Origin of the sequence: Rhodococcus sp. IEGM 1302 (genome assembly GCF_030056935.1) — a bacterium.
Lineage (GTDB): Bacteria > Actinomycetota > Actinomycetes > Mycobacteriales > Mycobacteriaceae > Rhodococcus_F > Rhodococcus_F qingshengii.
In genome coordinates this window covers 312,478-338,445 of the sequence record NZ_JASHKY010000004.1, presented here as the reverse complement: position 1 = coordinate 338,445, position 25,968 = coordinate 312,478, and the positions used below count along the sequence as shown (strand labels likewise).

Annotated in this window: 26 protein-coding genes and 1 pseudogene; 14 read left to right on the top strand and 13 right to left on the bottom strand. The window is 61.1% G+C overall.

Annotated elements, in window-relative coordinates; all coding sequences use genetic code 11:
• Nucleotides 1-7: 7 nt before the first annotated feature.
• Nucleotides 8-1,174 carry a MinD/ParA family ATP-binding protein gene (locus QM609_RS10670; RefSeq protein WP_076949148.1) on the bottom strand — a complete coding sequence of 389 codons (1,167 nt, stop codon included), beginning with the start codon at nt 1,172-1,174 and terminating at the stop codon, nt 8-10.
• Nucleotides 1,175-1,483: 309 nt separating this feature from the next.
• Entirely contained in the window at nt 1,484-2,191 is a 708-nt protein-coding gene (locus tag QM609_RS10665) for a hypothetical protein (protein WP_003945876.1), read from the bottom strand.
• Between the two features lie 220 nt (nt 2,192-2,411).
• Here QM609_RS10665 and QM609_RS10660 point away from each other — a divergent pair, with 220 nt between their 5' ends.
• The 4 genes from QM609_RS10660 (at nt 2,412) to QM609_RS10645 (ending at nt 6,217) form a co-directional block, all read left to right on the top strand.
• Nucleotides 2,412-2,942, top strand: coding sequence for a hypothetical protein (locus QM609_RS10660; RefSeq protein ID WP_037132363.1), 531 nt, complete (start codon nt 2,412-2,414; stop codon nt 2,940-2,942).
• Nucleotides 2,943-3,050: 108 nt separating this feature from the next.
• Nucleotides 3,051-4,481 (top strand): PepSY-associated TM helix domain-containing protein, encoded by a 1,431-nt coding sequence (locus QM609_RS10655; protein WP_076949149.1) that lies wholly within the window; start codon nt 3,051-3,053, stop codon nt 4,479-4,481.
• A gap of 25 nt (nt 4,482-4,506) precedes the next feature.
• Entirely contained in the window at nt 4,507-5,007 is a 501-nt protein-coding gene (locus QM609_RS10650) for a copper chaperone PCu(A)C (RefSeq protein ID WP_003945769.1), read from the top strand.
• Entirely contained in the window at nt 5,000-6,217 is a 1,218-nt protein-coding gene (locus QM609_RS10645) for a Dyp-type peroxidase (RefSeq protein ID WP_076949150.1), read from the top strand. The genes QM609_RS10650 and QM609_RS10645 overlap by 8 nt, the downstream gene beginning before the upstream one ends.
• An 80-nt stretch (nt 6,218-6,297) precedes the next feature.
• Here the strand turns inward: QM609_RS10645 and QM609_RS10640 are convergent, their stop codons facing one another.
• On the bottom strand, nt 6,298-7,434 hold the full coding sequence (locus QM609_RS10640; protein ID WP_283337276.1) for a GIY-YIG nuclease family protein: 1,137 nt from the start codon (nt 7,432-7,434) through the stop codon (nt 6,298-6,300).
• 45 nt (nt 7,435-7,479) lie between these two features.
• The gene (locus QM609_RS10635; RefSeq protein WP_223304676.1) at nt 7,480-8,067 is read right to left on the bottom strand and encodes a TetR family transcriptional regulator; all 588 of its coding nucleotides are present in this window, start codon (nt 8,065-8,067) and stop codon (nt 7,480-7,482) included.
• Between the two features lie 178 nt (nt 8,068-8,245).
• Between QM609_RS10635 and QM609_RS10630 the strand changes: the two genes are divergently transcribed.
• The 3 genes from QM609_RS10630 (at nt 8,246) to QM609_RS10620 (ending at nt 11,453) form a co-directional block, all read left to right on the top strand.
• Nucleotides 8,246-9,811 carry an LVIVD repeat-containing protein gene (locus tag QM609_RS10630; protein ID WP_003945495.1) on the top strand — a complete coding sequence of 522 codons (1,566 nt, stop codon included), beginning with the start codon at nt 8,246-8,248 and terminating at the stop codon, nt 9,809-9,811.
• Entirely contained in the window at nt 9,808-10,464 is a 657-nt protein-coding gene (locus QM609_RS10625; protein ID WP_007734614.1) for a DUF305 domain-containing protein, read from the top strand. The genes QM609_RS10630 and QM609_RS10625 overlap by 4 nt, the downstream gene beginning before the upstream one ends.
• A gap of 65 nt (nt 10,465-10,529) precedes the next feature.
• Nucleotides 10,530-11,453, top strand: a complete 924-nt coding sequence (locus tag QM609_RS10620) for a DUF2797 domain-containing protein (RefSeq protein ID WP_076949152.1) — start codon at nt 10,530-10,532, stop codon at nt 11,451-11,453.
• Between the two features lie 7 nt (nt 11,454-11,460).
• On the opposite strand, the gene QM609_RS10615 is transcribed toward QM609_RS10620, so the two are convergent.
• A complete protein-coding gene (locus tag QM609_RS10615) occupies nt 11,461-11,931 on the bottom strand; it encodes a hypothetical protein (protein ID WP_003945723.1) in 471 nt (156 codons plus the stop codon).
• Nucleotides 11,932-12,634: 703 nt separating this feature from the next.
• Between QM609_RS10615 and QM609_RS10610 the strand changes: the two genes are divergently transcribed.
• The 3 genes and pseudogenes from QM609_RS10610 to QM609_RS10600 form a co-directional block, all read left to right on the top strand.
• A complete protein-coding gene (locus QM609_RS10610) occupies nt 12,635-13,003 on the top strand; it encodes a roadblock/LC7 domain-containing protein (protein WP_020906454.1) in 369 nt (122 codons plus the stop codon).
• Between the two features lie 112 nt (nt 13,004-13,115).
• On the top strand, nt 13,116-13,481 hold the full coding sequence (locus tag QM609_RS10605) for a pyridoxamine 5'-phosphate oxidase family protein (RefSeq protein WP_047269305.1): 366 nt from the start codon (nt 13,116-13,118) through the stop codon (nt 13,479-13,481).
• 78 nt (nt 13,482-13,559) lie between these two features.
• A pseudogene (locus tag QM609_RS10600) lies at nt 13,560-14,303 on the top strand (HNH endonuclease family protein); the annotation flags it as partial.
• Between the two features lie 16 nt (nt 14,304-14,319).
• Here the strand turns inward: QM609_RS10600 and QM609_RS10595 are convergent.
• The 4 genes from QM609_RS10595 to QM609_RS10580 form a co-directional block, all read right to left on the bottom strand.
• A complete protein-coding gene (locus QM609_RS10595) occupies nt 14,320-14,490 on the bottom strand; it encodes a hypothetical protein (protein WP_007734610.1) in 171 nt (56 codons plus the stop codon).
• A gap of 353 nt (nt 14,491-14,843) precedes the next feature.
• The gene (locus QM609_RS10590) at nt 14,844-15,212 is read right to left on the bottom strand and encodes an Rv1352/Rv1906c domain-containing protein (RefSeq protein ID WP_228232477.1); all 369 of its coding nucleotides are present in this window, start codon (nt 15,210-15,212) and stop codon (nt 14,844-14,846) included.
• Nucleotides 15,213-15,501: 289 nt separating this feature from the next.
• Nucleotides 15,502-16,620, bottom strand: coding sequence for an Ig-like domain-containing protein (locus tag QM609_RS10585; protein ID WP_076948607.1), 1,119 nt, complete (start codon nt 16,618-16,620; stop codon nt 15,502-15,504).
• Nucleotides 16,621-16,675: 55 nt separating this feature from the next.
• On the bottom strand, nt 16,676-17,890 hold the full coding sequence (locus QM609_RS10580; protein ID WP_076948606.1) for an Ig-like domain-containing protein: 1,215 nt from the start codon (nt 17,888-17,890) through the stop codon (nt 16,676-16,678).
• Nucleotides 17,891-18,187: 297 nt separating this feature from the next.
• Between QM609_RS10580 and QM609_RS10575 the strand changes: the two genes are divergently transcribed.
• The 3 genes from QM609_RS10575 to QM609_RS10565 are packed head-to-tail and all read left to right on the top strand — an operon-like array spanning nt 18,188 to nt 20,795.
• Nucleotides 18,188-19,687 (top strand): SulP family inorganic anion transporter, encoded by a 1,500-nt coding sequence (locus QM609_RS10575; protein WP_228232475.1) that lies wholly within the window; start codon nt 18,188-18,190, stop codon nt 19,685-19,687.
• Between the two features lie 35 nt (nt 19,688-19,722).
• On the top strand, nt 19,723-20,148 hold the full coding sequence (locus QM609_RS10570) for a MerR family transcriptional regulator (protein ID WP_007734605.1): 426 nt from the start codon (nt 19,723-19,725) through the stop codon (nt 20,146-20,148).
• A 26-nt stretch (nt 20,149-20,174) separates the two neighbouring features.
• Nucleotides 20,175-20,795 carry an L-threonylcarbamoyladenylate synthase gene (locus tag QM609_RS10565; RefSeq protein ID WP_003945756.1) on the top strand — a complete coding sequence of 207 codons (621 nt, stop codon included), beginning with the start codon at nt 20,175-20,177 and terminating at the stop codon, nt 20,793-20,795.
• Nucleotides 20,796-20,829: 34 nt separating this feature from the next.
• Here QM609_RS10565 and QM609_RS10560 read toward each other — a convergent pair whose 3' ends face one another.
• The 3 genes from QM609_RS10560 to QM609_RS10550 form a co-directional block, all read right to left on the bottom strand.
• Entirely contained in the window at nt 20,830-22,743 is a 1,914-nt protein-coding gene (locus tag QM609_RS10560) for an alkyl/aryl-sulfatase (RefSeq protein WP_076948605.1), read from the bottom strand.
• A gap of 99 nt (nt 22,744-22,842) precedes the next feature.
• The gene (locus QM609_RS10555) at nt 22,843-23,406 is read right to left on the bottom strand and encodes a TetR/AcrR family transcriptional regulator (RefSeq protein WP_076948604.1); all 564 of its coding nucleotides are present in this window, start codon (nt 23,404-23,406) and stop codon (nt 22,843-22,845) included.
• Nucleotides 23,403-24,638, bottom strand: coding sequence for a cytochrome P450 (locus QM609_RS10550; RefSeq protein WP_076948603.1), 1,236 nt, complete (start codon nt 24,636-24,638; stop codon nt 23,403-23,405). Before QM609_RS10550 ends, QM609_RS10555 begins: the two co-directional genes overlap by 4 nt.
• Nucleotides 24,639-24,746: 108 nt before the next feature.
• Here QM609_RS10550 and QM609_RS10545 point away from each other — a divergent pair, with 108 nt between their 5' ends.
• Nucleotides 24,747-25,592 (top strand): glycosyltransferase family protein, encoded by an 846-nt coding sequence (locus QM609_RS10545; protein ID WP_064074106.1) that lies wholly within the window; start codon nt 24,747-24,749, stop codon nt 25,590-25,592.
• Between the two features lie 109 nt (nt 25,593-25,701).
• On the opposite strand, the gene QM609_RS10540 is transcribed toward QM609_RS10545, so the two are convergent.
• Complete coding sequence (locus QM609_RS10540; protein ID WP_021343080.1) at nt 25,702-25,851, bottom strand: hypothetical protein; 150 nt, start codon at nt 25,849-25,851, stop codon at nt 25,702-25,704.
• Nucleotides 25,852-25,968 lie beyond the last annotated feature (117 nt).

Below are 25,968 nucleotides of genomic sequence, written 5' to 3'. Positions count from 1 at the left end.
GCACGTTCTATCGAGAAGCGTGCTTGCCCACCGAGTCCGGGAACCCATCGGCAATTGCTGCGACGAGTTCCAGATATGCCCGTGCCGTGCGCTTGTTCAACAACTTCAAGTCGATCGGACCGCCTTCGCCCAGGTGATCGTCGTAGGGCAACGTCTTGACCGCTCGCACTCCACGCTGAGCGAAAACGTCCTCGAGTTGATCGAGGTCGAGCGAAGACGAACCCGGCCGCGTCGAATTGATCGCCACGACCGACCTGCTCACCAGTTCTGCGTATCCGTGCTTGGTCAGCCAACTGAGCGTTGCTGCAGCACTACGGGCACCATCCTGAGCTGTCGGGCTGACGACAACCAAGGCATCTGCTTCGTCGAGAATTCCGTACATGGCCGAGTGCATGATTCCGGTGCCACAGTCGGTGATGACGATGTTGTAGTGCACCTCGAGAATTCGGAGAGTATCGAGGTAGTCCTGCTCGTTGAACGACTCCGAAGTTTCCGGATCTGCCTCACTCGCAAGGATTTCGAGTCGGCTGTCGCCTTGCGAGGTGTAGTAGCGAACATCGCTGTACGTACGAATGTCACCGTCGGCCAACAGATCACGAACGGTCAGGTGATGTTCACGTCGTTCGCGATCAGCCAGAGTCCCCAGGTCGGGATTGGCGTCGATGGCTACGATTCGATCCCCACGGATCGATGCGAACGTCGATCCGACAGTTTTGGCCGCCGTGGTTTTCCCCACTCCACCCTTGAGTGAGATGAAAGCAATCTTGTACACGCCGCGCACCGTTCGGTTGGCACGGCGCACGAGAGCCTGGTGTTCGAGTTCGGCAGCCGACTGCCCAGTGTTGATCCGGCCCCCGGTGAGTTTGAACAACACACTGCCCAAACCGCGTTCGGGTGGACGCTTCGCCCGCTTGATGATGTCCAGGTCGTCGACGGAGGTCATAGGCCTGGGCGTCGAGGTCCGGAAATCGGTCGGCTCTTCACGACGTTGCTGGCGCATCCGCTGACTGGGCAACGGTTTTGCTGCAGGCTCGTCGAATTGTGGTGTGAAGGTGACGGTTCGAATCGACGTTGCATAGCCGTCGTCGGACGCGTCGAAATGGCCGTCGCCCTGAGTCGTTCCGGAGTTGTTCCCCAGGACTCCGTTATTCGAACCGTTGTTATCGCTGCGCACCGTTTTCCTAGGTCGAGTTCGGAATCATTTCGGACATAGCCTCTCGGACGCTATCACTCTGGCGGGCTTGCCGTTCTCTGCTCAATACCGTCGTGGCACAACAGACCGTTACACCCGCACTTCGATGACTTTGGTCCCCAAGCTTGTGCCGATCTCAGCAAATACGAACGTCGTAACGATATGCGGCACATATATCTTCATCTGCCGCTAGAAACAGCCTTCCGCAATGTCAGGGCAAATCCCTTGGTAACAAACGAGAAAAGGGAGGGCGATCGCCTCGGCGATCGCCCTCCCTTCATGGACAAGTGTTCAGCTGCTGCAGAATTCCGAACTACCGAGACTTCCGAAAATCGTCGACAGATCCACACTTCCGAACGAACTGCCCGTATCGCAGCCGTCGGCAGTGAGCGCGAAGTCGACACCGGTGACGTCATTCGTGCTCAGATTCACCGGAATTACTGCTGGATCGGCACCGCATCCGCTGCCGGGAACCACTTCTACGGAATAGCCGTCCTTGGCCGGCTTGTACTGAAAGAAGTAGTCACCGGAATCATCCGTCGTTGTCGTCGCGATTTGCGTGCCGGCATCGAGGAGATTCAACGTCACGTCAGACGCCCCGACCCCGTCGGCACCCGGACACCCAGTGACAGTTCCGACGATGCTGAACACCTTCACCAACTCGAAGTCGATCCCGGTCGCGTCGGACGTCGTCAGATCTACCGCCGTCCTGTCGGGTACGGATCCGCATCCAGCCGGCGAGTATGGACTGACCGTGTAATTGCCCGGAGGAACGTTCGTGATCGTGTATGCGCCACCCACCCCGACAGTGGCCGAGGATATCTGCGTCGAGCCATCCCATACGACCATCCATATCCCGACCGGATCGCCAGTATCGCTACACGAGTTGACAAGGGTGCCCGACACGGAGCGTGTGACCGGGTCCGCCGAGGCCACCGAAGACAGGAAGAGACCGAACGCACCCATCAGGGCGAATATCGCAAAGAATCGACGCCTCATGAAACTCTCCTATGTGTTTGCCCTGCCGTCGACCCGTTGCCGGCGACCAGAGCCAAGTCTGGCACCGGAAAATGACCGTCACGTTTGTTTCACCCGGTCCTCGGCAAAGTTTGGCGAATCGGACAAATCCCCCACCTAACGCGTTCGTCGGTCGGCCACCGAAACGATCCCGACCGATCACCTACTAAGCCCGGTAGTAGGCGCCTGTATCCTTTCGCGTATGACGCCGGGTCCGAAAGATGTCGCGCAGCTGCGCGGTGCTTTCGTGGGCGGCACCTCCGGCGCGGTTTCCGTCGCAGCCCACGCGCTCGGTGGTGGCGGCATGGCCCCGTCCGAAAGCGCTGTCGTGTTGCTGATCCTCGCCTGCGCGAGCGTCGGCGCGGTGGTCACGTCCATCGACACCCGTCGCTCCCCCGCGCTCTTGCTCGCCCTCATGCTCGTTGCGGGTCAGGCCATCGGTCACGCGACGTTGACCATCGCTTCGGATCATCAACACGGCCTGCTCCTGTCCCTTCCGATGCTCGCAGCACACATCGCTGCCGTCGGAGTGTGCGCAGTGCTGATCCGCGGCGCAGAACGCGGATACGTCGTGGCCGCATCGACGGTAGCGGCAATCGTCGCCGTTCTATTGCGCCCGTGGGCAGCTGAACCGTCACCGTTCGCTGCACGTACTCGATACCGCGCCAAAGTTGTTCTGCGTCAACTTCTCACCTCTGGCCTGGGCACTCGCGGCCCACCGGCATTCGTGTAACTCACCTCCCCTTTCCTTTCACGCACGTGATTACGTGCGCCACTTTGCTGTGCGCCTTTATTAACCGCCCGCGGTTAATAAAGGCGCACAGCGGGATCGAGTACACGCATGTCCGCACCCGAATTGGAGCGCGCACAGACGCGCGCGTCCAACGACAGTTCTCCCCCGAAGAAGCAGGTTGGCGGCGCCAGACCACTGATCCTGCGTCTGCACTTCTACGCCGGCGTCCTGATCGGACCGTTCATCCTCATCGCCGCTTTGAGCGGTGGCCTCTACGCGATGGCACCCACCATCGAGAAGTTCGTTTACAGCGACTACCTCCAGACCGACACCACCGGACAGATCGCGTCACTGAACGACCAGATCCGTTCCGCTCAGCAGTACCGCCCCGACTTGACCGTCTCGGCAGTACGTCCGTCCCCTGCTGCCGGCGAAACCACCCGAGTCCTGTTCACCGATCCGTCACTGGGCGAATCGGAGAGGCTCGCCGTCTTCGTCGATCCGGTACTCGCACAGCCGGTCGGCGAGTTGGCGGTCTACGGAAGCAGTGGTTCGCTGCCGCTGCGAACCTGGATCTCCCAACTGCATCGCCACCTTCATCTGGGCGAACCCGGCCGCCTCTACAGCGAATTGGCCGCGTCGTGGATGTGGGTGGTCGCACTCGGCGGTGTCTACCTCTGGTTCCGTCGTTACCGCACCGCCCGGAACGCTCGACTGCTCACGATCGACCGAGCATCCACCGGACGAAGCCGGACCCTGAACTGGCACGGTGTCGTCGGCATCTGGATAGCAGTTGCATTGGTCTTCCTCTCGGCGACCGGCCTCACGTGGTCGACCTACGCCGGAGAGAACGTCAGCAATCTGAGAACCGCGTTGAGTTGGACGACGCCCTCAGTTGTGAAAACTCTCGGCGACGCTCCCCCTCCGGCGACAGGCGGGCACGAGGGTCACGACATGGCCCCCGCCGCCACCGGCACGCTGACGGACACCAACGTCGGACGCGTCGACACCGTCCTCGGTATCGCCAGGTACAACGGGATCACCGGTCCTGTCGAAGTATCGATACCCGCGAACGCCGAGACGGCGTTCACCGTCGCCCAGACACGTCAGCCCTGGGTGTACAGCAACAACACCATCGCAATCGACGGAGCGACGCAAAAGGTCACCGACGAGTTGTGGTTCTCGGATTGGCCACTCGCAGCCAAACTTTCGGCCTGGGGAATCCAACTCCACATGGGCCTGCTGTTCGGTCTTGCCAACCAGATCGCACTCGCCGCACTGGCACTCGCACTGGTCAGCGTGGTCATTCGGGGCTACATCATGTGGTGGCGCCGACGCCCCACTCGTGGCCCCGACTGGGCAGTCGGCCGGGTTCCTGCCCGCGGCGGAATCCGCAACCTCTCCCCGGTCGGCCTCGTTGCTCTCGTCGCGATCACGGCGTTGGTCGGCTGGTTCGTTCCGCTACTCGGCATCAGCCTTCTCGCATCCCTGCTGATCGACCTGTGCATTGCGGCGTTCAAACGCCGTGCCACCACCTGACACTTCACGAATTACGGAGACACACATGACTGTTCGCACAAAGATATTCGCAGCTGTTGCACTGTCCGCAGCTCTCGCCCTGACCGGCTGTTCTTCCAACTCCGACAAGGAAACCGAAGCTGCACAATCCATCACAGTTCAGGATCAATGGGTCAAGGCCGCGCCGGAAGGAATGAGCGCGGCGTTCGCCGAACTCGTCAACTCCAGTGACAAGGACGTACGCGTGGTCTCGGCCACCAGCCCCGCGTCGTCTCGACTCGAACTGCACGAAGTCGTGACCGGCGACGGCGGAACGATGACGATGCGTCCCAAGGACGGCGGTTTCCTGGTCCCTGCCAACGGGTCCGCCTCCCTCACCCCGGGCGGTGACCACCTCATGTTCATGGACCTGTCCGCGCCGCTGCTCCCAGGCGCAGAAACCGACCTCACCTTGATCTACGACGACGGTTCCAGCACCACGTTCACAGCCCAGATTCGCGACTTCTCCGGTAATCAGGAGAACTACGACCCGAATCACGGTGGCTGAGAACACGAACCCGCCCAGCCGAGCACTCAGCCGGCGGCGCCTTCTCGGAGGAGGCGCCGCCGCGCTCGGCGTCGCGGGAATAACTTGGGGCGCAACCACAGTGGTGGAGCGCAGCGAACACGAGCAGCAAGCAGGCAAGCTGGTGGAACCGTTCTACGGCGTCCACCAAGCTGGGATCGCCACCACTCCGCAAGCGCACGGCACGTTCATCGGGTTCGACCTCTTGCCTGGAACCGATCGAGCAGTCGTCGTCGGAATCATGAAGATGTGGTCCGAGGATGCGTCACGGCTCACCGCGGGCAACCCGGCGTTGGCGGACACCGAACGGGAACTGGCTGTGGATCCGGCACGCTTGACAGTGACCGTCGGCTACGGCCCTGGCCTGTTCACCAAGCTGGGATTGCACGCACGTCAACCGGACTGGTTCGAGCCGTTGCCGAGCTACGCGATCGACCGACTTGACGATCGATGGGGCGGATCGGACCTGTTGCTGCAGATTTGTGGCGACGATCCGGTGACCATTGCTCATGCTGTGCGAGTTCTGACCAAGAACGTCCGATCACTGACAACCATCCGGTGGACGCAAAAGGGATTCCGCAACGCTCGCGGCACCACGCCTGAGGGAACCACGATGCGCAATCTCATGGGCCAAGTGGACGGGACCGTCAATCCTGCTCCGGGAACAGTGGATTTCGATTCACTGATCTGGCACGACGGCGCGGGTCAGTCGTGGCTGGCGGGCGGAACCTCGTTGGTACTGCGACGCATTCGCATGGAAATGGATACCTGGGACGAACTCGACCGTTCGGGGCGCGAACTCACGATGGGGCGCACGTTGTCCAATGGCGCTCCGCTCAACGGAACCAACGAATTCGACGAAGCGGATTTCACACTCACGGACAAGTTCGGCATTCCGGTGATCCCGCCAGGATCGCACATCGCGCGAGCGCACCAGACGCATGAGAAGGAGCAGTTCTTCCGTCGGGCATACAACTACGACGACGCACCCGAGAGCGGGCAGACCTCGAATTCGGGATTGATCTTCGCAGCATTCCAACGGGACATCGCCGAGCAATATCTACCGGTCCAACAGCGATTGAGTGACTTCGACGCACTCAACGAGTGGACGACGCCGATCGGTTCTGCGGTGTATCTCATTCCGCCGGGATGCACCGAGAACGACTATCTGGGAAGCGGATTGCTCGGCTGACAACCCCGGGCAACGATATTGTGGGGGCTGGATCCGAACGGATCCCGCCCCCACAATTCCTTCTACCTGAAGTTGTTGCGTTACTTGGACTTACGAGGTCCCGGCATGACCGCACCTGGACGGGCGGTAGTCAACCTCGTGACCCAACCACTGACGGGCCACTTCTTCAGGCCGACGTTGTGCGGGGTGACCTCGGTTCCGACGTACTTGGCAGCAAGCTCGTCGTCGACGGTTCCGTTGAACCGCCACAGTTGGCTTCCGTCGGCGTTGCGCGTGGCCACCTCCCACGACTGAGCACGGAAGGCACCACGAATGATGCTGTCGGCAAACACCAGAACGGGGATTCCGATCTCGGCACGAACGGCCGCACCGGCAGACCACTCGGCGCGCGCGAGTTCGTAGATCTCTTCCGGCGTTGCTCCCGGACGGGCGGAGGCCGGTACGTGGAGGACGATGCTCGGCGTCGGGAGTTCCGGCGCGGGATCAGCCGAGTAGCGCAATGCGAGTTCCTCGACGCGGGTCGCTCGGGCGTCCTTGTCCGAGGTATCGCCTGCGAGATTGGTCAGACCCTCTCCCGCGTCGGTGATCCGCAAGGCTTCCACGATGCCGCGGACGACCTCGTCGGTAGTGGCGGCCGAATCCGTGGCGGCAGAGACCGAGCGGAGGAGTACGAAGTGCTCCACCGCCGAACCTGCGTCGTAGATCTCGCGGATCCGAGCGATCTTGGCTGCCGTCACAGCAGCATTCGACTCGGCCGGAGCGTCCGCTCCTTCGAGGTTCGCGAGTTCACCGAGCGCTTCGAATACCGGCGCGAATACTTGATTTCCCGTGCCGTGCCCGACATGGAACACCTGGTCGTTACGCGGGTCACGCAAAGCAAAGACGTACTGCCCCAGCCTCTTCCCGACCTTCTCGGAGAACGGCTGCGGAGCCGGCTTCCTGACGACGACCTCGGTGGACAGAGTGCGCATCACGGCCAGACGCAGTGTGTCTGGCACGCTGGTGGAACCGGCAGCACCGGAAAAGATTGCCGCCGAAGCAGCGCTGATCGAGGTGAACGTGCGGCCGACTTGCTTCTCGAGAGATGCAGAGACCGTACCGACCGCAGTCAGTTTTGCATCGAGGGTGCCGTCACCCTCGACAAGGAACTCCTTGATCAACGGAGCAACGAGCAAGGTGGAGCCGATAGCGCGAGGAACTGTCCAGACAATAGCCATGCCACGAGCCTAGGCGATCACCTCGAGACGCGAGGCGAACGCGACTCAGCCCGCCGCTGCCGGCCCGGCCAGTCCCTGCACAAGTAGGTTCCAGGCCGAGTGCGCGACTTCTTTTCGCGAGCTCTCGGCGGTCCGTTCCATGATCGCGGCGAACATGGCGATCGCCAGGATCACGTCCTCAGCGGTCACGGACTCGCGTATCTTCCCAGCTCGACGCGCCTCCTCGAGGCGTCCTTCGAGGAGATCGGTCAGGCGGGTGCCTGCCGAATTCAGTCGTGAGTCGCCGAAGGAGACGGGCTTGATGACCTCCACGAACACGATGGAGGTGGTGATCTGGTCTACCAACAATCGAAAAAGATCGTCGAGAGTCGAATCCGGATCGGCAGCCATATCTTGCAGCTCGACGATGTTCTCGTCGAACACCGCGAGTGCGAGGCTTTCGCGAGTGGGAAAGTGCCGGTAGAGGCTGCCCTGACCGACGCCGGCCGTGCGGGCGATCAGGCTGAGCGGAGCAGCAAAACCCTGAGTGGCGAACACCTCACGAGCTGCTGAGACGAGTGCCGCACGATTGCGCGCCGCATCTCTCGGCCCTCTGTTGAGAGATCCGCTATTGACGCGGCCAGACGATGTCACGCACACTACGATACCAACCGGACAGCATTGTCCGGTTGGTTGCGGCCCGACACCGGTTCACACCCCGACCCGATCGTCGTGAGCGCTCGAACACGCGCCTGCCCTCCGTGCTGCCTGTCCGTGAGATACGTCTGCCCGTGAGATACGAAAGGCAATCCCGCACCGGGAGTTGGACTCGATGAAATCGTTCACGACCATCAGAACCAGATCTGCCATCGCACTCGTCGCCTTGATCACCGTCCTTCCCGTGTGCGTCGCGTCGGCTGAGCCCGCCACTGCCCCGGGCTCGATCCACGAGAACCCGGGTGTCGCTTCCACCGCCGCAAGCCGCGCCGAATGCGGCCCGGGATCGATGCCCGAGACCGGGTTGCAGGGTGATGTTCCGGCCGAGGACCGAAACAGCGGACGCAGCCGAGACGGCTACAGCTGCAACATGTCTCAGATCGGCGGCTACTCGGGTCGCGGCGGCGGGATCACGTCCACCAACTTCGAACACTGCTCGTACGTCGGCAGTTTCTTCCCCGGGAACCTCCTGGGCCCCGCCCAGGGCGTCCAAGTTCTCGACGTATCGGATCCTGCCAATCCTGCTCTCACCGCCACGCTGACCGAACCCGCGATGCTGGCCGGAACGTGGGAGAGCCTCAAGGTCAACACCGCGCGAAAGCTGCTGGTGGGCACGGGCGTTCCGCTCTTGACCGGCGTCGGCCTGATGTCGGTCTACGACATCTCCGATTGCGCGCACCCGAAACTACTCAACCCCGGACCAGGAACCGATCTGGGGATGCTGCTGCCCATCACCAATCACGAGGGAGGATTTTCACCGGACGGGAACACCTACTGGTCTTCCGGCACCGCTCCCGGCGTGGTGAGCGCCGTCGATCTCACCGATCCCGCCAACCCACGCGTCGTCTGGCAGGACCTCATCGGGTTGTCGACGCACGGCTTCGGAATCAGTCCCGACGGAAATCGCATGTACTTGTCGAACAATCTCGGCGGAATACATGTCCTCGACATCAGTGAGGTTCAGCGCCGCGTCCCGAATCCTCGGGTGCGCCAACTGTCCCAGCTCTCGTGGACCGACGGGTGGGCCACCCAACACAGCATTCCGGTCACCTACGACGGTTCGCCGTACCTGTTCACCGTCGACGAAGGTGGTTCCGGCGGAGTCAAATTGATCGACGTCTCCGATGACGACGAACCGTCGGTCGTCAATTCAGTGAAGCTCGAAATCAATCTGCCGGAGAATCAAGACGCTGCGCTGGCGTCTGCTGCCGGCGGATCGCTGTTCGCGTACGAATCTCACTACTGTTCGGCAGATCGCCCGGTCGACCCGACGGCGCTGGCATGTGGATGGATCTCGAGCGGGATTCGGGTCTTCGATGTTCGAGATCCCTTCGACGTCCACGAAATTGCGTACTTCAACCCACCTGCTCGGACCGGCGGCAATCTCGAACTCGCCAACTCGCCACACGCTCTCGCGTCGCTCATCGGGGTACCCGTTCTCAGCACCCCGGCAATCGCGCAGTCGATCGCGCAGGGCCAGTTCGACCCCGGCCAAGCACTGAGTTCGCGGTCGGGCATGGTCGCTCTCGGCGACATCTCGACCGATTGGTGCTTCTCCCCGCCCGAATGGCGCGGGACCACGTTGTGGGCGACGTGCGCCGACAACGGCTTTGTTGCCATGCAACTCGAAAACGGTGTCTACACACCACCGGCTGACCAGAAGACGACCGTGGGATCATGACGGCGCCGCGAGCGGTCAAAGCCGTCGCACTCGTGGCTGCAGCACTGATGCTGCTCGTACTCGGCGCAGCACTACGTCCGCTGTTCGCACCCGAGAACCACACGCAGAGAGCTGTTCTGAGCGAAACCGAAATCGGATTCGTGCACGACATGGCGGCCCACCATCAACAGGCCCTCTTCATTCTCGCGCGTCTGAGTCCCGATGTGGACCCGGCGGTGACGAGACTGGCCCAGCAGATCGACGATGTTCAACGAACGGAAATCGGTGTCATGCTCGGTTGGCTGAGGTTGGCCGGTGTCCCGCCGAACAGTAGAACGCCGATGGCGTGGATGGAGGCGTCGCCGAGCGGCGCGGGCGACTCTCGTCATCACCCGGCAACGCTGGACACCGAGACCGACTCCATGCCTGGTATGGCTACGACCGAAGAACTCGAGAAACTGAGCAGCGCTCGCGGGCTCGACGCCGAGGTCCTTTTCCTTCAACTGATGGAACGCCACCACCGTGGCGGGATCGCCATGGCGCAGGCCGCCGACGCCCTACTCGAGAGCGGGCCGGTGAAACAGTCCGCCCGCGACATGATCAACACCCAGAGTCAGGAATCCGGGCTGATGACGCTGATGCTCGAACAACGTGGGGCACAACCACTGCACTGACCCGCATGTGCAGTGACTACCATAGGTGTCGACCTGCGAAGTACAGAAGGAATCGACACTTCATCATGACCCTGCTTGTTCGCGGAATCGATTGGTCGAACCCGACAGCACCGCGGATCCGATGCGTCGACGACACCACTTCCGCTACGACCTTCTTCACTCACGACTCGGTGCTGCGATTCTCCGTCGACGAGACGAAGGGCCGCCGCTGCCTCGGCTGGCGAGATCTCACCGCCGAAGGTCCAGGACACTCGCCGTGCGACCGCGGGGCGACGGTCACCGCAGGACGCCAATGCGACCGATGCCGAAATCGTGAGGGGTTCACCACGGTTCATCAGGCACACGTCAGCGGCGCGCACATTCATCCGAATGTGCGTACCTACCTCGCACAACCACAATGGCTCTACGTCGACGTATTCGCCGGCGGCCAGATGAAGGTGGGGACGGCGTCCGAGTTCCGCAAGCATCCGCGAGTCGCCGAACAAGGGGCAGTCTGCGCATTGTTCGTAGCGCGGTCGACGGACGGTTACAGCATTCGCGCCCTCGAAGCCCGAGTTTCGGAGCACTTCCACTTGAGCCAGGCAATACGTACGTCTCGGAAAATCGAAGCGTTGACAGGGCCCTTGGATCGAGAGAAACTACGAAAGTCGTTGCACCACTTCGTATCGTCGATCAAAGACGAGCTGAATGACATCGGATCGGACATCGACGGAATCGAGATCCTGGAGGCTCCCGAAGAATGGACGGCGCCGGCGTGCGCTGACATGGTCTTCGATGCGGCACCGTTGATCGCGTACCCGCACACTTTCGAGTCCGGCGAACATTCCTTGTATTTGGAGGGCCTTGCCGGTTCGATCGCCTCGCTGCGGATCGACCCCGATCCTGAATCGCCACGCTTTGTCGCGGACGTGTCCGGACTGGTCGGTCGAACCATCACCGTCGGCGAGTTCGAGTCCCCTGGCGTGGCGATTCAGGAATCGTTGTTCTGAAAGTACGTCAGCAACTTCCCGCGGTCGCTGCGGCGAATCCGCGAGTGACCTCGGCCTGCTCGTCGGCAGACAGGCTCGACCATTCGGGATAAGCCTGGATGGAGGTCAGCATGTCGTTTGCCAATGATTCACGCGTCATGCCCATTTCCTCTCCGGACTCGTCGATGGCCGGCTGGTAGGCGTCGAGGTACCGGAGAACGTCGGAGCACGCCTGCGCGTAGGTCCGTGGCAGTGCCGAACTCACATTCGGGTCGGACGGGACCTCAGCCGGAGCACTCGAGTCGACCGAAGGGGTCTCGGTAGGTATTTCCGACGACGTCGCCGGAGCCTCGGATGACGTCGTCGACGTCGCCGTGGTGGTCGCCGAAGCAGAGGAAGTGAGTGTTCCGACCTCGGTCGGCTTGTCTCCGTCAGAACCGCAGGCAACCAGCGCCACCAGCGAGCAGGCACCGATGAACCCGGTGATCGTTTTCTTCATCCCTCAAGGATGCCAGAGGGCCACTGGCGTTCGAACGGACCGGCATCGCCCGTCAGCGCCAATTGCCCGAGCATCCGGCCGAATCCGAGCGCCTCGCCCTCCCGACTGCGGGATTGGACTGTATGCCCCGTTCGCGAACCCATGCTACGGTGACTTAACTGCAAAATAACTACGGTGGGATTGTCCGGTCTGCCGCGTTCATCCGGAACGCTCCGATCGGAAATAGTTCGTCTATAAGGGGCTGGAACGAGTGGGACTTTTTCGTCGACGAGGTTCCCGCGAGGAAGACGACGATCGCGGGCAAAACCTCGATCGCAGCGACCCCGGGTACGCCGCCTGGTTCGCGAACGTCGCCGACGCGGGTGGTCAGCCGATTCCGTACAAGCGACCGCTGACCGCACCGGTGTATCCGCAACTCCAGCCGCCGGCCCCGGACTACGAGACGGATACGAGACGGCCACTCAACGCACCCGCCGGAGACGGCTGGCTACCCGCAGACCGCATCGACGAATTCGAGTCGTCGAATGGCCGCCCATCTGCACCGAACGGAACGAGCCCACAAATCTCACAAACTGAAAAGTTGCCGCCCGACCCACTCCCGACGCCGCAACCAACAATTCCACCTCGAAATGTACCGATGACTTCACCACCGAAGCATCACCTGGAGTCGCCCCGCGCGACTCGGCCCTACCAAGGAGAAGCAATGAGCAACATCGACAAGATCCTCGGCGAATTGATGCGCATCGACGGTGCCAGCGGTGCAGCCGTCGTCGACGCCGACAGCGGAATGGTTCTCGGCATGAGCGGCAACCCGTCATTCAGCCTCGAGTACGCCGGCGCCGGCAACTCCGAGGTTGTGCGAGCAAAGCTCCGCACGATGAGTAACTTGGGGATTACCGACACCCTGGAAGACATCCTGATCACCCTGAGCAACCAGTACCACCTCATTCGCGTCCTCGAGACGCCCGGACTGTCGACGCTGTTCGTGTACCTCGTTTTGGACCGTGCGCGTGCGAACCTGGCGCTGGCCCGCCACAAGCTGGGCGAACAGACCCCCAAGATCGAGATCTGACGCTTCCACTTCCTTCCCGACAATGCCCGGTCCTCGCCAACGGCGAGGGCCGGGCATTGTTCGTTCCGAACACTCGATTGGTGAACCTCGCGCCGGCGCCGATACTGGGACCGTGACTATCGCGGATGCTCCTTGCGTGTGGTTGACCACCCTCCGAAGCGACGGCTCGCCGCACACGACTCCGGTCTGGTTCTTACTGCATCAGAACACATTCTGGATACCGAGCGCTGAGCAGAATCGTAAGGTTCGGAACCTGCTGGATGATCCTCGGGTCTCGTTGGCAGTCGACGGATCCGCTGGCGACCCGTGGGTCGCACAGGGCCTCGCGACAATTCATCACGATGTCGGCGAATTCGTCGACCTCCTGAGACTTTTCGGCGAGAAGTACGACGGCTGGGATGCCGCAGACGAAACTCGTGACGGTCCGCGGGTCCTCGTCTCGGTCCCGGTGACTCGATGGTTCCTTCGACCAGACTGACAGACAGTGCCGGTTAGGCCCGAATTGTCGTGAATGACATACTTGTAGTTCATCTCTCGCAGAAATGGACTCTCACACATGGCACGCACGGCACATCACAGGCGCGGCATCACCGGCGTCACCATCGGCATTGCTGCCGTGATCGTGCTGGGAGGTTGCGCCAATTCCAACGCCGACGCGCCCGAAACATCTTCTCTCGGTTCGGGAATCGGATCCGGTGTCACCACGACGGTCGTGACCGAAGCCTCGGCTCCTTCGTCCGCCGCAATTGAACTGCTGGCACAGATCCCCGTCAAGGGACGCGCACCCAAGACCGGATACGACCGCGCGCTGTTCGGTACCGCCTGGACCGACGACGTCATTGTCGAATTCGGCCACAACGGCTGCGATACTCGCAACGACATCCTGCGGCGTGACCTCACCGACCTGACATTCAAGGACGGCTCCAAAAGCTGCTCGGTCCAAACCGGTACGCTCCGTGACCCGTACACGAACAAGACCATCGCGTTCACCCGCGGCCAGGACACGTCTTCTGCAGTCCAGATCGATCATGTCGTCGCACTCTCGGACGCCTGGCAGAAGGGCGCACAACAGCTCGATACACAGACGCGAACCAATCTGGCCAACGACCCTCGAAACCTGCGCGCTGTCGACGGGCCCACGAACCAGAAGAAGTCGGATTCCGACGCGGCGACCTGGCTGCCACCCAACAAGGCCTACCGCTGCCAGTACGTGACTGCTCAAGTGGAAGTCAAAGCGGCATACGGTTTGTGGGTCACCCAAGCCGAACACGACACCATCGCAGACATTCTCGCGACCTGCTGAACTCTTGCGGTGATCAGCGGCCCTTGATCAGATACCGCACAATCGCCATTCCGAGCGCGAGGCCCACTACGGTGGCGAGCGCTGCAACCAGACCGTGACCGGTCAGTGCGACGAACACACCGGTGATGACTGCGACGACGGCAATGATCCCCGCGTCCACTCTGCTTTGACCACGTTCAGGCATGGCACTCTCTCGTGCCGTCTGGTCCGTCCGCTCCCCTCGTAGCGGACGGACCCAGCGGCAATCTGTCGAAATGCGCGAACTCCGGTGGCCTCACCGGGCTGACTTTGCGGGCGGTCCTGCGAGGCCGGCACGTCCCCCGGAGCCAACTCACATCGGTTCACGAAGTCCGTACCTTCGCAGAATATACCGATTGGTAGGTAATTACCGAGGGCTAAAGTCCCTGGTCATGGACTCATGCGACGAGTGGTCGGAAACTCGAGACGAACGAGCACATCCGCGAGGCGAGCGTTAGCCGAAATAGCAGAGGTCCGTGGCCACGGCCAGAGGCCCATCTGGAATCAGAGCGGAGACGTCTATGACCCGAAAAGTGATCCGAGATCCAACGATCCGACTGACGACACTCGCTTCCAATCAGCGCAATATGCGGTGGTGAAGCGAGAATCCGTCAAGAGAATCGTGACTGTCGCCGGTTCGAGGGTGCTTTCGAACTCGAGTACATTCAATTCACCATCGCCGTCGACTTTTGCTCGGCCGTATATGCACGGCATGTCAGCTGATATGGGCCCAGACGTCGTGTAGGTTCCCGGCAACACCTCCCACGGCACGTCGAACAGTCCGTGACCAGGAATCGTTCCCGGCGCTGCTGAGGCCGCAGACGTCCCGATCATTGCCACACCGACAGCTACTGCTGCAGCGGACGCGAGCAAACTAACCTTGCGCATTTTCCCTACCTTGTTCATACCTGAACCGCAGCGGCGAGTTCGAAGGCTTGTTGATGTAAGAACCCGCGGTTCGCGCAGTTCTTCAACTAACGGTAGTAAAAGGGCACGAGTTTTGGTGAGCTACCTTTTTGTGGTTCTGGCCCGATTTCCGTGACGGAGACTCCCATTGAGAAGATCAGAGAACGCCGGCGTTGCGGCTCTCGGCATGATTCGAACCTGTCATTCCAGTATTCGATCACACACCCGCATTCGAGCCGAAACGTCGACGCTCCCCTGCCGTTTGGGTGACTCAGCCTCCGAGTGAGCCCGTCGGCAGCTTCGAGAAGATGTCCCCGAGGCTTCCGGTTCCACCAGGAGTTTCCGGTTCCGTCGGATCCACCGGCTCGACGACGATGACGCCAGGCACGGTGACGGTCACGGTCTTGTCCGCAGACTCCGAAGAACTGAACTTCTTGGTACCCAGGAACTTTGCGGTGATGCGATGCTCGCCCTGGTCGCGGAACGGCCAGACCAGTTCTGCATGGCCATTGGAATCGACTGTGGCGCTGCCGATCTTCGTATCGCCGTCGAAGAACTCGACCGTTCCCTCACCCGGGTTCGGGTCGATACTCGCCGCAATCTTGACGTCTTCGCCCGTCAGTGCCTCCAGCGCGACAGCGACCGTCGTCTCGGTCTGGTTGGTCGTGAATACCTCGGTAGTCGAGAGGGCGCTGCGTCCCTCGCCCGAAGCAACACAATACCCAGCGGCATTGACCCACCGGGACTCACCGAAACTCATGCTCGTGTCTTTGATCTTGATACTCGGGCTCGTCGCCCCGGCGCGCAGGTGCGTCGTCGCGTTTCCCTCGTCGAACCGAGCTTCAAGTTTCAATTCGACTGCCGGCAAACGAAAGTCCGTGTTGGCCTTGACTTGCAGCCCTTCCTTGGGCTTGTTGTCGCTGGCGCTCGGACCGTCGTTGACTGTCTTGTTGCCGGTACCGGTAATTCGCAGGTACTCACCCGCCGGGTTCGCGTTTCCGTCTGCGCCCACCCGGAGCAGCACCGCAGTCTCGCCGGTCAAGTTCGACGACGAATCACCGACGAGGGAGTACGAAACCAGGGTTGCCCCTTGCGGTAGTGCGATGTCGTACTTGATACGACCGGTGTCCGAATCCGAACTACGCATGGTGCCTGGATGCAATTTCACTGTGAACTGTTCGCCGGGACGCACGGACGTGGGCGCGGTTACCTCCATGTTGTCGGAGAACGACGAATCCCAATCGGTGGCGCCGTCGACCCGGCACTTGTGTTCGAAGGAAACTGTCCGCGTCACGGTATCGGAAGCCGCTGCCACCGGCGCGAACACAGCGAGGAGTCCGGCCGCGAGTGCTGGTACGACAGCGCAAACTGCCAGAGTGCGGGGGTTCATGTGTTGCCTTTCAGAAGAACTCGGCCATTGAAAGTTCAGTGAGGTAGGACCGTGATCACTTGCCACCGAGCGAACCCGTCGGCAGCTGCGGCAGAACGGACTCGAGGCTGCCGAGACCGCCCGGAGTGCCCGGATCGGTCGGGTCGGGATCGACCGGACCTGTGGTGTCACCGGTCACCGTGAGTACGTGTGCCGCCGACGTGTACTTCGCCTCGTCTCCGGTAGCGGTGAATACTGCAGTCACGGACTTGGTACCCGCCTTACCGAAGGTGAGATCCAGGCGCGCAATACCGCGAACCACCGGCCGCGGGTCACCGACGGGTTTGCCGTCGACCATGAACTGTACTGTTCCCGTTGTGTTTTCCGGATCGACGTGAGAAGCAAAAGACACCTTGGTACCGGTCGCGGCGGTAGCCGGTCCTTCGAGCTTAGTCACGATGTCCGCGCTTGGCTCAGGATCAACGGGCCCCAGGTCCCCGTCGATCTTCGTGGATGCCAGGGCGCCGGCACCGGCATTGAGGGGGCCGGCCTCAGCGTCGCGCGGCGAGCAGAATGTGGGCGCCCAGATGGTTCCCGCGAGCCAGTGACTGACCTGAGGGAGGAAGGTCAAAAATGACTCGGGCCCGCCGAAAGTACCTGCAGCACCCGAAGTCCGGACATTGGTTTCGACTGCGCCGGACGGCCCGGCCTTTACGGTGATTCTGATCTTCGGAAAGACGATGTTGGTCTCGACTCCGGACTGAGCATTGATCGCCAGCCCACCGTGCGCACCCGACGACGATGACGGGCTGTTGCCGATCGCTTCGTTTGCGCCGGACAACCGGAGTATCGGACCGTCCGCTGCGGGAGTGCCGTCTTCGTTGACACGAATCACCGAAGCAGGTTTCCCGGCAATAACATTGCCCGGATCGGTGACCGTCGCCGAAACGAACTCCGCGTTGGTCGGAATCGGCAGATCAATCTTCAGACGCGAGATCTTCTTGACGCTTGCGCCGCTCACATCGTTCGGGATCTGGACGCTACCCGGATCCACGTCGATGTCGAAGACCTGACCTGGCGCGACTACCGTCGGAGCCGAAACCCGCACCGTGGCAGGCTTTCCGTCTGACGAAGGACCGGAGAACGCACTCGGAACTGCGCGGCACGTGACCTGGAACGTTGTCGACGTGGTTTCTGCAACGGGCGCCGCGGTTGCCGGAATCACGGCCACAGCGGTTCCACCGGCAAGGAGGCCGGTAAGGAGCGCAGCATTCAGTAGGCGTTTTGACATGATGTCCTCTCGGAACAACCTGATTGACGTTTGCCGCCGAACTGTAACGGAGCCAGCGCCCGAGTTGACCCTTTTTCAATAAACAAAAACCACACAGTAGGTAAATACTTGGTAAGGGTTACTGGTCGTCACATCTGACCGCCACCGCGAGCGTTACCCCTCTCGATCAATCTCGCGATTCGAGATCCATTGCGGGGAAACACAATTCGACAGAAATCCGCGCCGTAGTGAGAACTCCGTTCATACTCTACCCTTACAGGAGGGTAGAGTATGAGAACCTCGTCAGGACGGAATCTCATGGCAGTAACCATCGCTTCATCCACCAACGACAATTCGGTTCGGGCCGCGCTCCGGTCACCTCACCGTCTCAAAACGGAGGTTTTGGCCGGACTGGTCGTGGCGTTGGCACTGATTCCCGAGGCGATCTCGTTCTCGATCATCGCCGGCGTCGATCCGCGGGTAGGACTGTTCGCGTCGTTCACGATGGCAGTGACCATCGCCGTCGTCGGCGGACGACCCGCAATGATCTCCGCAGCTACCGGCGCCGTCGCACTGGTCGTCGCTCCACTGACGCGCGAGTACGGAATCGACTACCTGATTGCGACAGTCCTTCTGGCCGGCCTTCTCCAGATCGTGCTGAGCCTCCTGGGCGTCGCAAGGTTGATGCGCTTCATTCCGCGCAGCGTCATGGTGGGATTCGTCAACGCACTCGCCATCTTGATCTTCATCGCCCAACTCCCCCACCTGATCGATGTTCCGTGGCTCGTCTACCCACTCCTTGCAGTCGCACTTCTGCTACTCGTATTCCTGCCGAAACTGACGAACGCCGTCCCGGCTCCACTGGTGGCAATCGTGCTACTGACAACCGCCACAGTCGTTTTCGCGTTCGATGTCCCCAACGTCGGCGACGAGGGCGAGCTTCCGTCGAGCCTACCGACGCTACTGTTCCCCGATGTCCCCCTGGACATGCACACACTGTCGATCATTGCGCCGTACGCATTGGCCATGGCGCTCGTCGGACTCCTCGAATCGTTGATGACGGCCAAGCTCGTCGACGACGTCACGGATACTCACTCGAACAAGACCCGAGAAGGGTGGGGCCAAGGCGTCGCGAACATCGTCACCGGCTTCTTCGGGGGCATGGGAGGGTGCGCGATGATCGGCCAGACCATGATCAACGTCAAGGTCTCCGGCGCTCGCACTCGAATCTCGACTTTCCTGGCGGGCGTGTTCTTGCTGATACTCGTCGTCGGCCTCGGCGATGTGGTGGCGTTGATTCCCATGGCCGCATTGGTGGCCGTCATGATCATGGTCTCGGTCGGCACTTTCGATTGGCACAGCATCAATCCGAAGACCCTGCGCCGCATGCCGATCGGCGAGACCGTGGTCATGTTGGTCACCGTGGTAGTCACCGTCGCGACCCACAATCTTGCCTACGGCGTGATCGTCGGAGTGATCACCGCGATGGTCATCTTCGCCCGCCGCGTCGCGCATCTCACCGAAGTGATCGACGTCGCGCATCCGGACGAGGACACCCGTGTCTATGCGGTTCGAGGCGAACTGTTCTTCGCATCCAGCAACGATCTGATCTACCAGTTCGACTACGCCGGCGACCCGAAGAACATTGTCATCGATCTGTCCGAGTCGCATGTCTGGGACGCGTCGACCGTCGCGACACTGGACGCCATCACCACCAAGTACGCGGCCAGAGGCAAGAATGTCGAGATCGTGGGGCTCGACGACGCATCGGCCGAGCGCCACCTGCGCCTGTCCGGTCGCCTGGGTGACGGTCACTGAGAGTATGGAGGCCCAGCGCGAGGAAAGTGGGAGTGATGTCTGAGCCGGAACATGCGGGCCAAGGGCCGAACATGCAGATCGGACAGGTTGCCGAACGCACCGAACTGTCGATCAAGACGATTCGTCATTACGACGAGGTCGGTCTGGTTACTCCGTCCGAGCGGAGCGCCGGAGGATTCCGCCTCTATACCGAGGCCGATGTCCAACGGCTACTGGTAATCCGACGAATGAAGCCGCTCGGATTCAGTCTCGAAGAAATGAAACAACTTCTCGATTCTCTGGCAGTGCTCGGCGACGAAGCTTCGGACGCGTCAACGCGCACCGCTGCAACCGAATTCGTCACCGACTGCCACACCCGGGCGGAAGAAAGCTGCACACACTTACGTAAGCAACTCGCCTACGCCGAAGAGCTGACGGGTTTGCTCGCCGACCACAGTCTCAACGGTGAACGGCATTCGTGATCTGCAAGCTGAACTAAGCTGAGTTGATGGCCCGATACTTCGACGTTCACCCGGAAAACCCGCAGCCGCGCGCGATCAGCCAGATCGTCGAAATGCTGCGCAACGACGCGGTCATCGCCTACCCCACCGACTCCTGCTACGCCCTGGGCGCCCGAATGGACAATCACTCGGGCACCGATCGGATCCGCGAGATCCGTCATCTGCGTTCGGACCATCACTTCACGCTGGTCTGTGCCGATTTCGCGCAGCTCGGGCACTTCGTCCACGTCACCAACTCGGCGTTCCGCGCGGTGAAAGCGGCTACGCCTGGGCAGTACACGTTCATCCTTCCCGCCACGAAGGAAGTTCCGCGTCGGCTGGCACACGCCAAGAAGAAGACCGTCGGAGTGCGTATCCCCAGCCACCCGGTAGTGCGGGCACTCTTGCAAGAGTTGGGTGAACCCATCCTCTCCAGCACCCTTCTCCTGCCCGGCGCCGAGGAGCCGATGACGGACGGCTGGCAGATCAAGGAAGAACTCGACCACCAACTCGACGCCGTCATCGACTCGGGTGACTGCGGAACCGAACCCACCACAGTCGTCGACTATTCGTCCGGTGTTCCCGAAATCGTGCGGGTCGGCGCGGGAGATCCTTCTCGTTTCGAATGATCCCCCGCCCGGGCCACATCATGGAGTCGACCAGTCACGGCGTGACGATATCGAACCACAGATCGAAGTCCTCCAGCAGCGAGATGAACGTCTCCAGTTCGGACTGATCTCCCACAGCTTTTGCCGTTCCGGCCTTGATGGATTCGGTGAGCGAGGTCGTTCCCAGATACACCTCGTTGAACACGGCACGGGTCAAGGTCAGAGTCAGGGCGGCCGAAGCATCTGCCTTGTCCATGTCGTAGTTCAGCACGCCGTTGCGCACTGTGACCAGGACGTTGTCCGCGGTGTCCGACAACACGAATCGCAACGACAGGTCTACATCGGCTGCTTTGGGACCGTCGAGGCGAACTGCCCAGAAGTCCAGCATCTGCTCGAGCGGCATCACTGCGACCACGGCCGGGCCAGTGGGGTTGTTGGACGGCATCGGCGCCAGCGGATGCCGCAATTCCATCGCTCCGACCAGGTAGAAGTTGCGCCACGTACCGTTCTCGGCTTGGTAGCCGAGTTGTTCGTACGTGTTCGCCAACAACTCTCGCGCTTTCTGATTGCTCGGATCGGCGAACACCAGATGGTTCACCAGCTCGGCCGCCCAGCGGTAGTCGCCGTCGTCGAACGCCTGCTTGCCCTTGGTCAAAAGTGCGTCCGGTCCGCCGACGGCTTCGACGTAGCGCTTGCCGTTCTCCACCGGCGGATGGGGATTGAGGTGAGCGGGAACGCCGTCGAACCAACCGAGATAGAAGGTGTAGATCGCTTTGACGTTGTGACTGAGCGAGCCGTAGTACCCACGGTTGTACCACTGCTTTCCGATCGCGTCGGGTACCTCGATCTGGTCGGCAATCTCTACCGGTGTCAGTCCCTTGTTGGCAAGGCGCAACGTCTGATCGTGCAGATACTTGTACAGATCTGCCTGATCCGACATCAGCTTCAAGATCTTGTCGTTGCCCCACGTGGGCCAATGATGCTGCGCAAAGATGATTTCGACGTCGGGGAACAGTTCCATTGCCAGACGCACGTAGTGCGACCACGCTTTGGCGTCGCGAGTCTTGGCGCCGCGCAACGTGTATAGATTGTGCATCGTGTGCGTGACGTCCTCAGCTGACCCGAGCGCCTTGAAATCTGGTAAATAGAAGAGCATTTCGGACGGCGCTTCGGTTCCCGGCGCGAGCATGAACGTCACGCGCACACCGTCGATGACCTCTTCGCGCACCGGTTCGGTGATGACGTCGGTAGGCACGGCGAACGTCGAAGTGCCGTGCGAAGTGGACAGGCCGAGACCACCGGATACCTGCCCTTGTGGCCCCGGACGCAGGAACGATCCGTACATGTACATTCCGCGACGTGTCATCGCCGTGCCGGCAAGTACGTTCTCGGAAATCGCTTCCTCCGTGAAACTGTCTGGTGCGTAGACCTTTACGGCACCGGACTCGATCTCTTCGTCGGTGACAAATCCTTTGACACCGCCGAAGTGATCGCCGTGGGAGTGCGTGAAGATGATTGCCTTGACCGGAACCTTCGGGCGGTGCTGGTAGTACAACTCCAGCGCGAGAGCGGCTGTTTCCGCGGACATCAGAGTGTCACCGATGATCAACCCGGTGTCGCCCTCGATGATCGTCGTGTTGGACAAGTCCTGGCCGATCACCTGGTACAGACGATCAGCCAGCTTGAACAGTCCACCGCCCTTTCCCATCAAAGTGGCTTGGCGCCACAGACTCGGGTTGACGGTATCCGGTGCATCGCCGTCGGCGAACCCGTAGGCGTCGTACGAGAAGATGAACTGCCCTTTGTCACCTTTGACCAGTCCGCCATCGATGAGCGGTGCCACGAGACCTCGAGAAATCAGTTCGAAGTCGAAGGTGTCGTCGAAAGGAAGGTCACGGAGAACCTGGGCATTTGCCAGGCGAGTCGCTTCGGTGGCGGGCTTGGGGTCGAGTTCGGACGGTGTAGTCATCTTCTCTTACGCTCCTCGGGAACTCGCGGTGACCTGTGTCGGGATATCGGTTCATCCTCGATTCCCACGCAGCCCTCGCGCATCACCCGGAAGGGATGATCAGGTGGCCCGTCCAGCAATCAACAGCGCAACGACGAACTCACGCACCAACGTCCGCTCGTCGTTCTCGTCCGCCCCCGGCACCATGAGCAGCGAGAGGATCACCCGCACGATCCAGCGTGCCCGCGACGCTGTGCCTGCTCCGAGTTCACCGAACATCGCGACACCAAGTCCGTTGATGACGTCGGACGAATTGGCGAGTTCACCGGCAAGACTCGCATCGCCCGGGGCGAACCATGCAGCCAACGTCGGAGTGCTACGCACCGCGGAGACTGCGGTGAGTATGGCCGTCTCCAGACGCTCACTCGGATCGTCGATGGTCGCTACCGATTCCGCGATCGCAGTTCCCAGCCTGCGAGCTTCGCGGTGAACGAACGCAATGTGAAGAGCCTGCCGATTCTCGAAGTACCGATACAAGGTGGCTCGGGAACATCCTGCAGCAGAGGCTATCTCCGCCATACCGACCGCGTTGACGCCTTTCTCGACGAACAATTGTGCCGCACTGTCGAGGATCTTCTCGGCTGCCGCCAAGGCGCGCCCCTCGCCGAGCCAGTCGTTGCTCATGGCCGAGTCACCGACATCGGAGCCGAGAGCGGACGGCGCACGTAGTTGCCCGGCGCGTATTGCATCGCGTCGATGTCGACATGGAAGTCGGGAATCCGGGAAAGCAACTCTTCCAAAGCAACTCGCGCCTGCATTCGAGCTGCCGACGCGCCCAGACAATGGTGGGCGCCATGGCTGAAGGTGAGGATCTTCTGCGGTCGACGCAAGACGTCCAACTCCGCCGCGTCGGGTCCGTACTTCTCGGGATCACGATTGGCCGCACCGTACATCAGCAGAACCTTACGTCCTGCCGGAATCACTTTGCCACCCAAGGCCACATCTCGCGTCGTGGTGCGTGCCAGTCCTTGGACCGGCGAGGTGAGTCGAAGCAACTCGTCGACCGCGTCGGTGATCAATGCGGGATCGTCCAGCAGGATCTGACGCTGGTCGAGGCGTTCGGTCAGCATCGCCACCGAACCACCCAGCATTCCTGTCGTGGTGTCGTTTCCCCCGGCCACCATGGTGAAGGCGAAGCCCAGAATCGACAGCAGGCCGGACATGTCGCCGTCTTCACCGAGTCCAGCGGCGAGTAGGTGCGAAATCGTGTCGTCATCCGGTTCGACCTTGCGGCGTTCGATCAGCGAAGCGAAGTACATCATCAGCTCACCGGTGGCGGCCTGCGCCGTCGTCGCTGACGCGGCCACACCACCTGCCGAATTGGCAGCGACAATGGCTTCGGTCCAGCCGTCGAACTGGTCACGGTCCGATTCCGGCACACCCAGATAGTGTGCGACAACCATAGACGGCAACGGTTTGAAGAGCTCGACGACGATATCGCCGCTGCCACGCGCTTTCAGCGCCTCGATACGTTCGACGACAAATTCGCGAACCATCGGCTCGACCGCCGATACCTGACGCGGAGTGAAACCCTTCGACACCATGCGCCGGAACTCCGACTGCACTGGCGGATCCTGCATCACGAACGGCGGATTGTCCTGCATCCCGATCTGTTCGAGTTCACCGTAGACAGTGGTCAATCCCTTTGCCGACGAATACGTCTCGTAGTCGCGAGCGGCGTTGTAGACGTCTTCGTGACGGGTGAGCACCCAGTAGTCGTCCTGCGGCGCAGCTTCCGGCACAACGTTGTGCACCGGGTCGTTCTCGCGCAATGCGTCGTACATGGCCCAGGGCGAACGCCAGGACTCCCCGGTGGAAGGTACAAACCGTGGCGAATGTGACACAGAAGTTGTCATGACTCGACTATGAGACAAATTGCCAAATGTGTCAACGTTCTACGATCAACCGTTCCCACGAGCAGCATTGAGTAACTCGCATCCACGCAGAGCACTATCGTGTGTCGGGTGATCACGGATCCGAAGAATCATCCGAACAGCTCTGACGCCGGGCGCCGCGCCGTGGTTGCGGTCCTGCTCCCCCGCGAACATCTCCCCTTCATCAGGGACTGGTGCCTGCACCACATCGAGCAAGGCTGGGAGGTTGTTCTCTACGACAACACCGGTTCCGTCGGGTCCACCCGCAAGACAAGCGCATTCAGTCTAAACCGTTGGCACGGCCGCAGCGAGGACAAGAGAGGCAACTCTTACGGCGCCTTCACCCGATCGATGTCGGACAGTGAAGTTCAGGTCGCATTCCGCAAAGAACTGCACGACCTTCCGGTGACGATCGTCGACTGGCAACCGCGCGACGCGGACGGTCGGATCGTGCACGGACAGGTAGAGGCGTACGTCGATTACGTGAGCCGGTACCGCGACACCGTCGCATGGGCAGCATTCATCGACGCCGACGAATACCTCCAACACGCACCAGGATTGGACTGGGAGGTTCTACTTGCCGGCGTTACTCAAGCGGGTTCGCACCGCGTCGTTCTCGATGCTCTGGTCTACGAATCCAGGTGGACGCGCGACGGGCAATTGCGAGACGTCGAGGAATTGAAATGCCTTGGGCTACAGAGCCATGGTTGCAAGAACATACTGAGGCTGTCGGAGATTTTGCGAGCAGACGTCCACTGGGGATGGAAGACAAGCGAACCGGACAGCCTGGTGCGGCCCGACCGATCCCTCTTCTACTTCCGCCATTACCGCGGTTCGGAGGCGGCACTCGACTTCACTCCGCTGCCGAACTTCGGGCCCCAGGTCCACGAAGAAGGTGTGGATGTGCCGGCAGCAATGGACGTATCACAGAATTGAATGTTCCTGCAAGACACAGATATTCAGGTGCAGATAAACCTCCGGCTCGCATCCACGAAGGCAATATCTTCAGAATGCGAGCCGGAGGAAATCTGACTGCAGAAGCAGATCAGGAAGCGCTGTTGCCACCGAAGAGTGCAGCAATCGTGGCGACGGCTGCGATGCCGCTAACGATGCCGGCGATCGGGCCGAGAACCTTGGCCAGGTCCGTGAGCGGTCCGGTGGTTGCGTTGGCTGCAATGCTGCTGGTGTATGCCATGTCTAGCTCCTCATCATGGAATGTGTACGCGGTCCGCGCGCCCGGTATGTAACGGCGCTCACAATATACGTAAGACGACCGAAATTTGAAGCGGTGCCGCTGAGTGGGACGTAACTC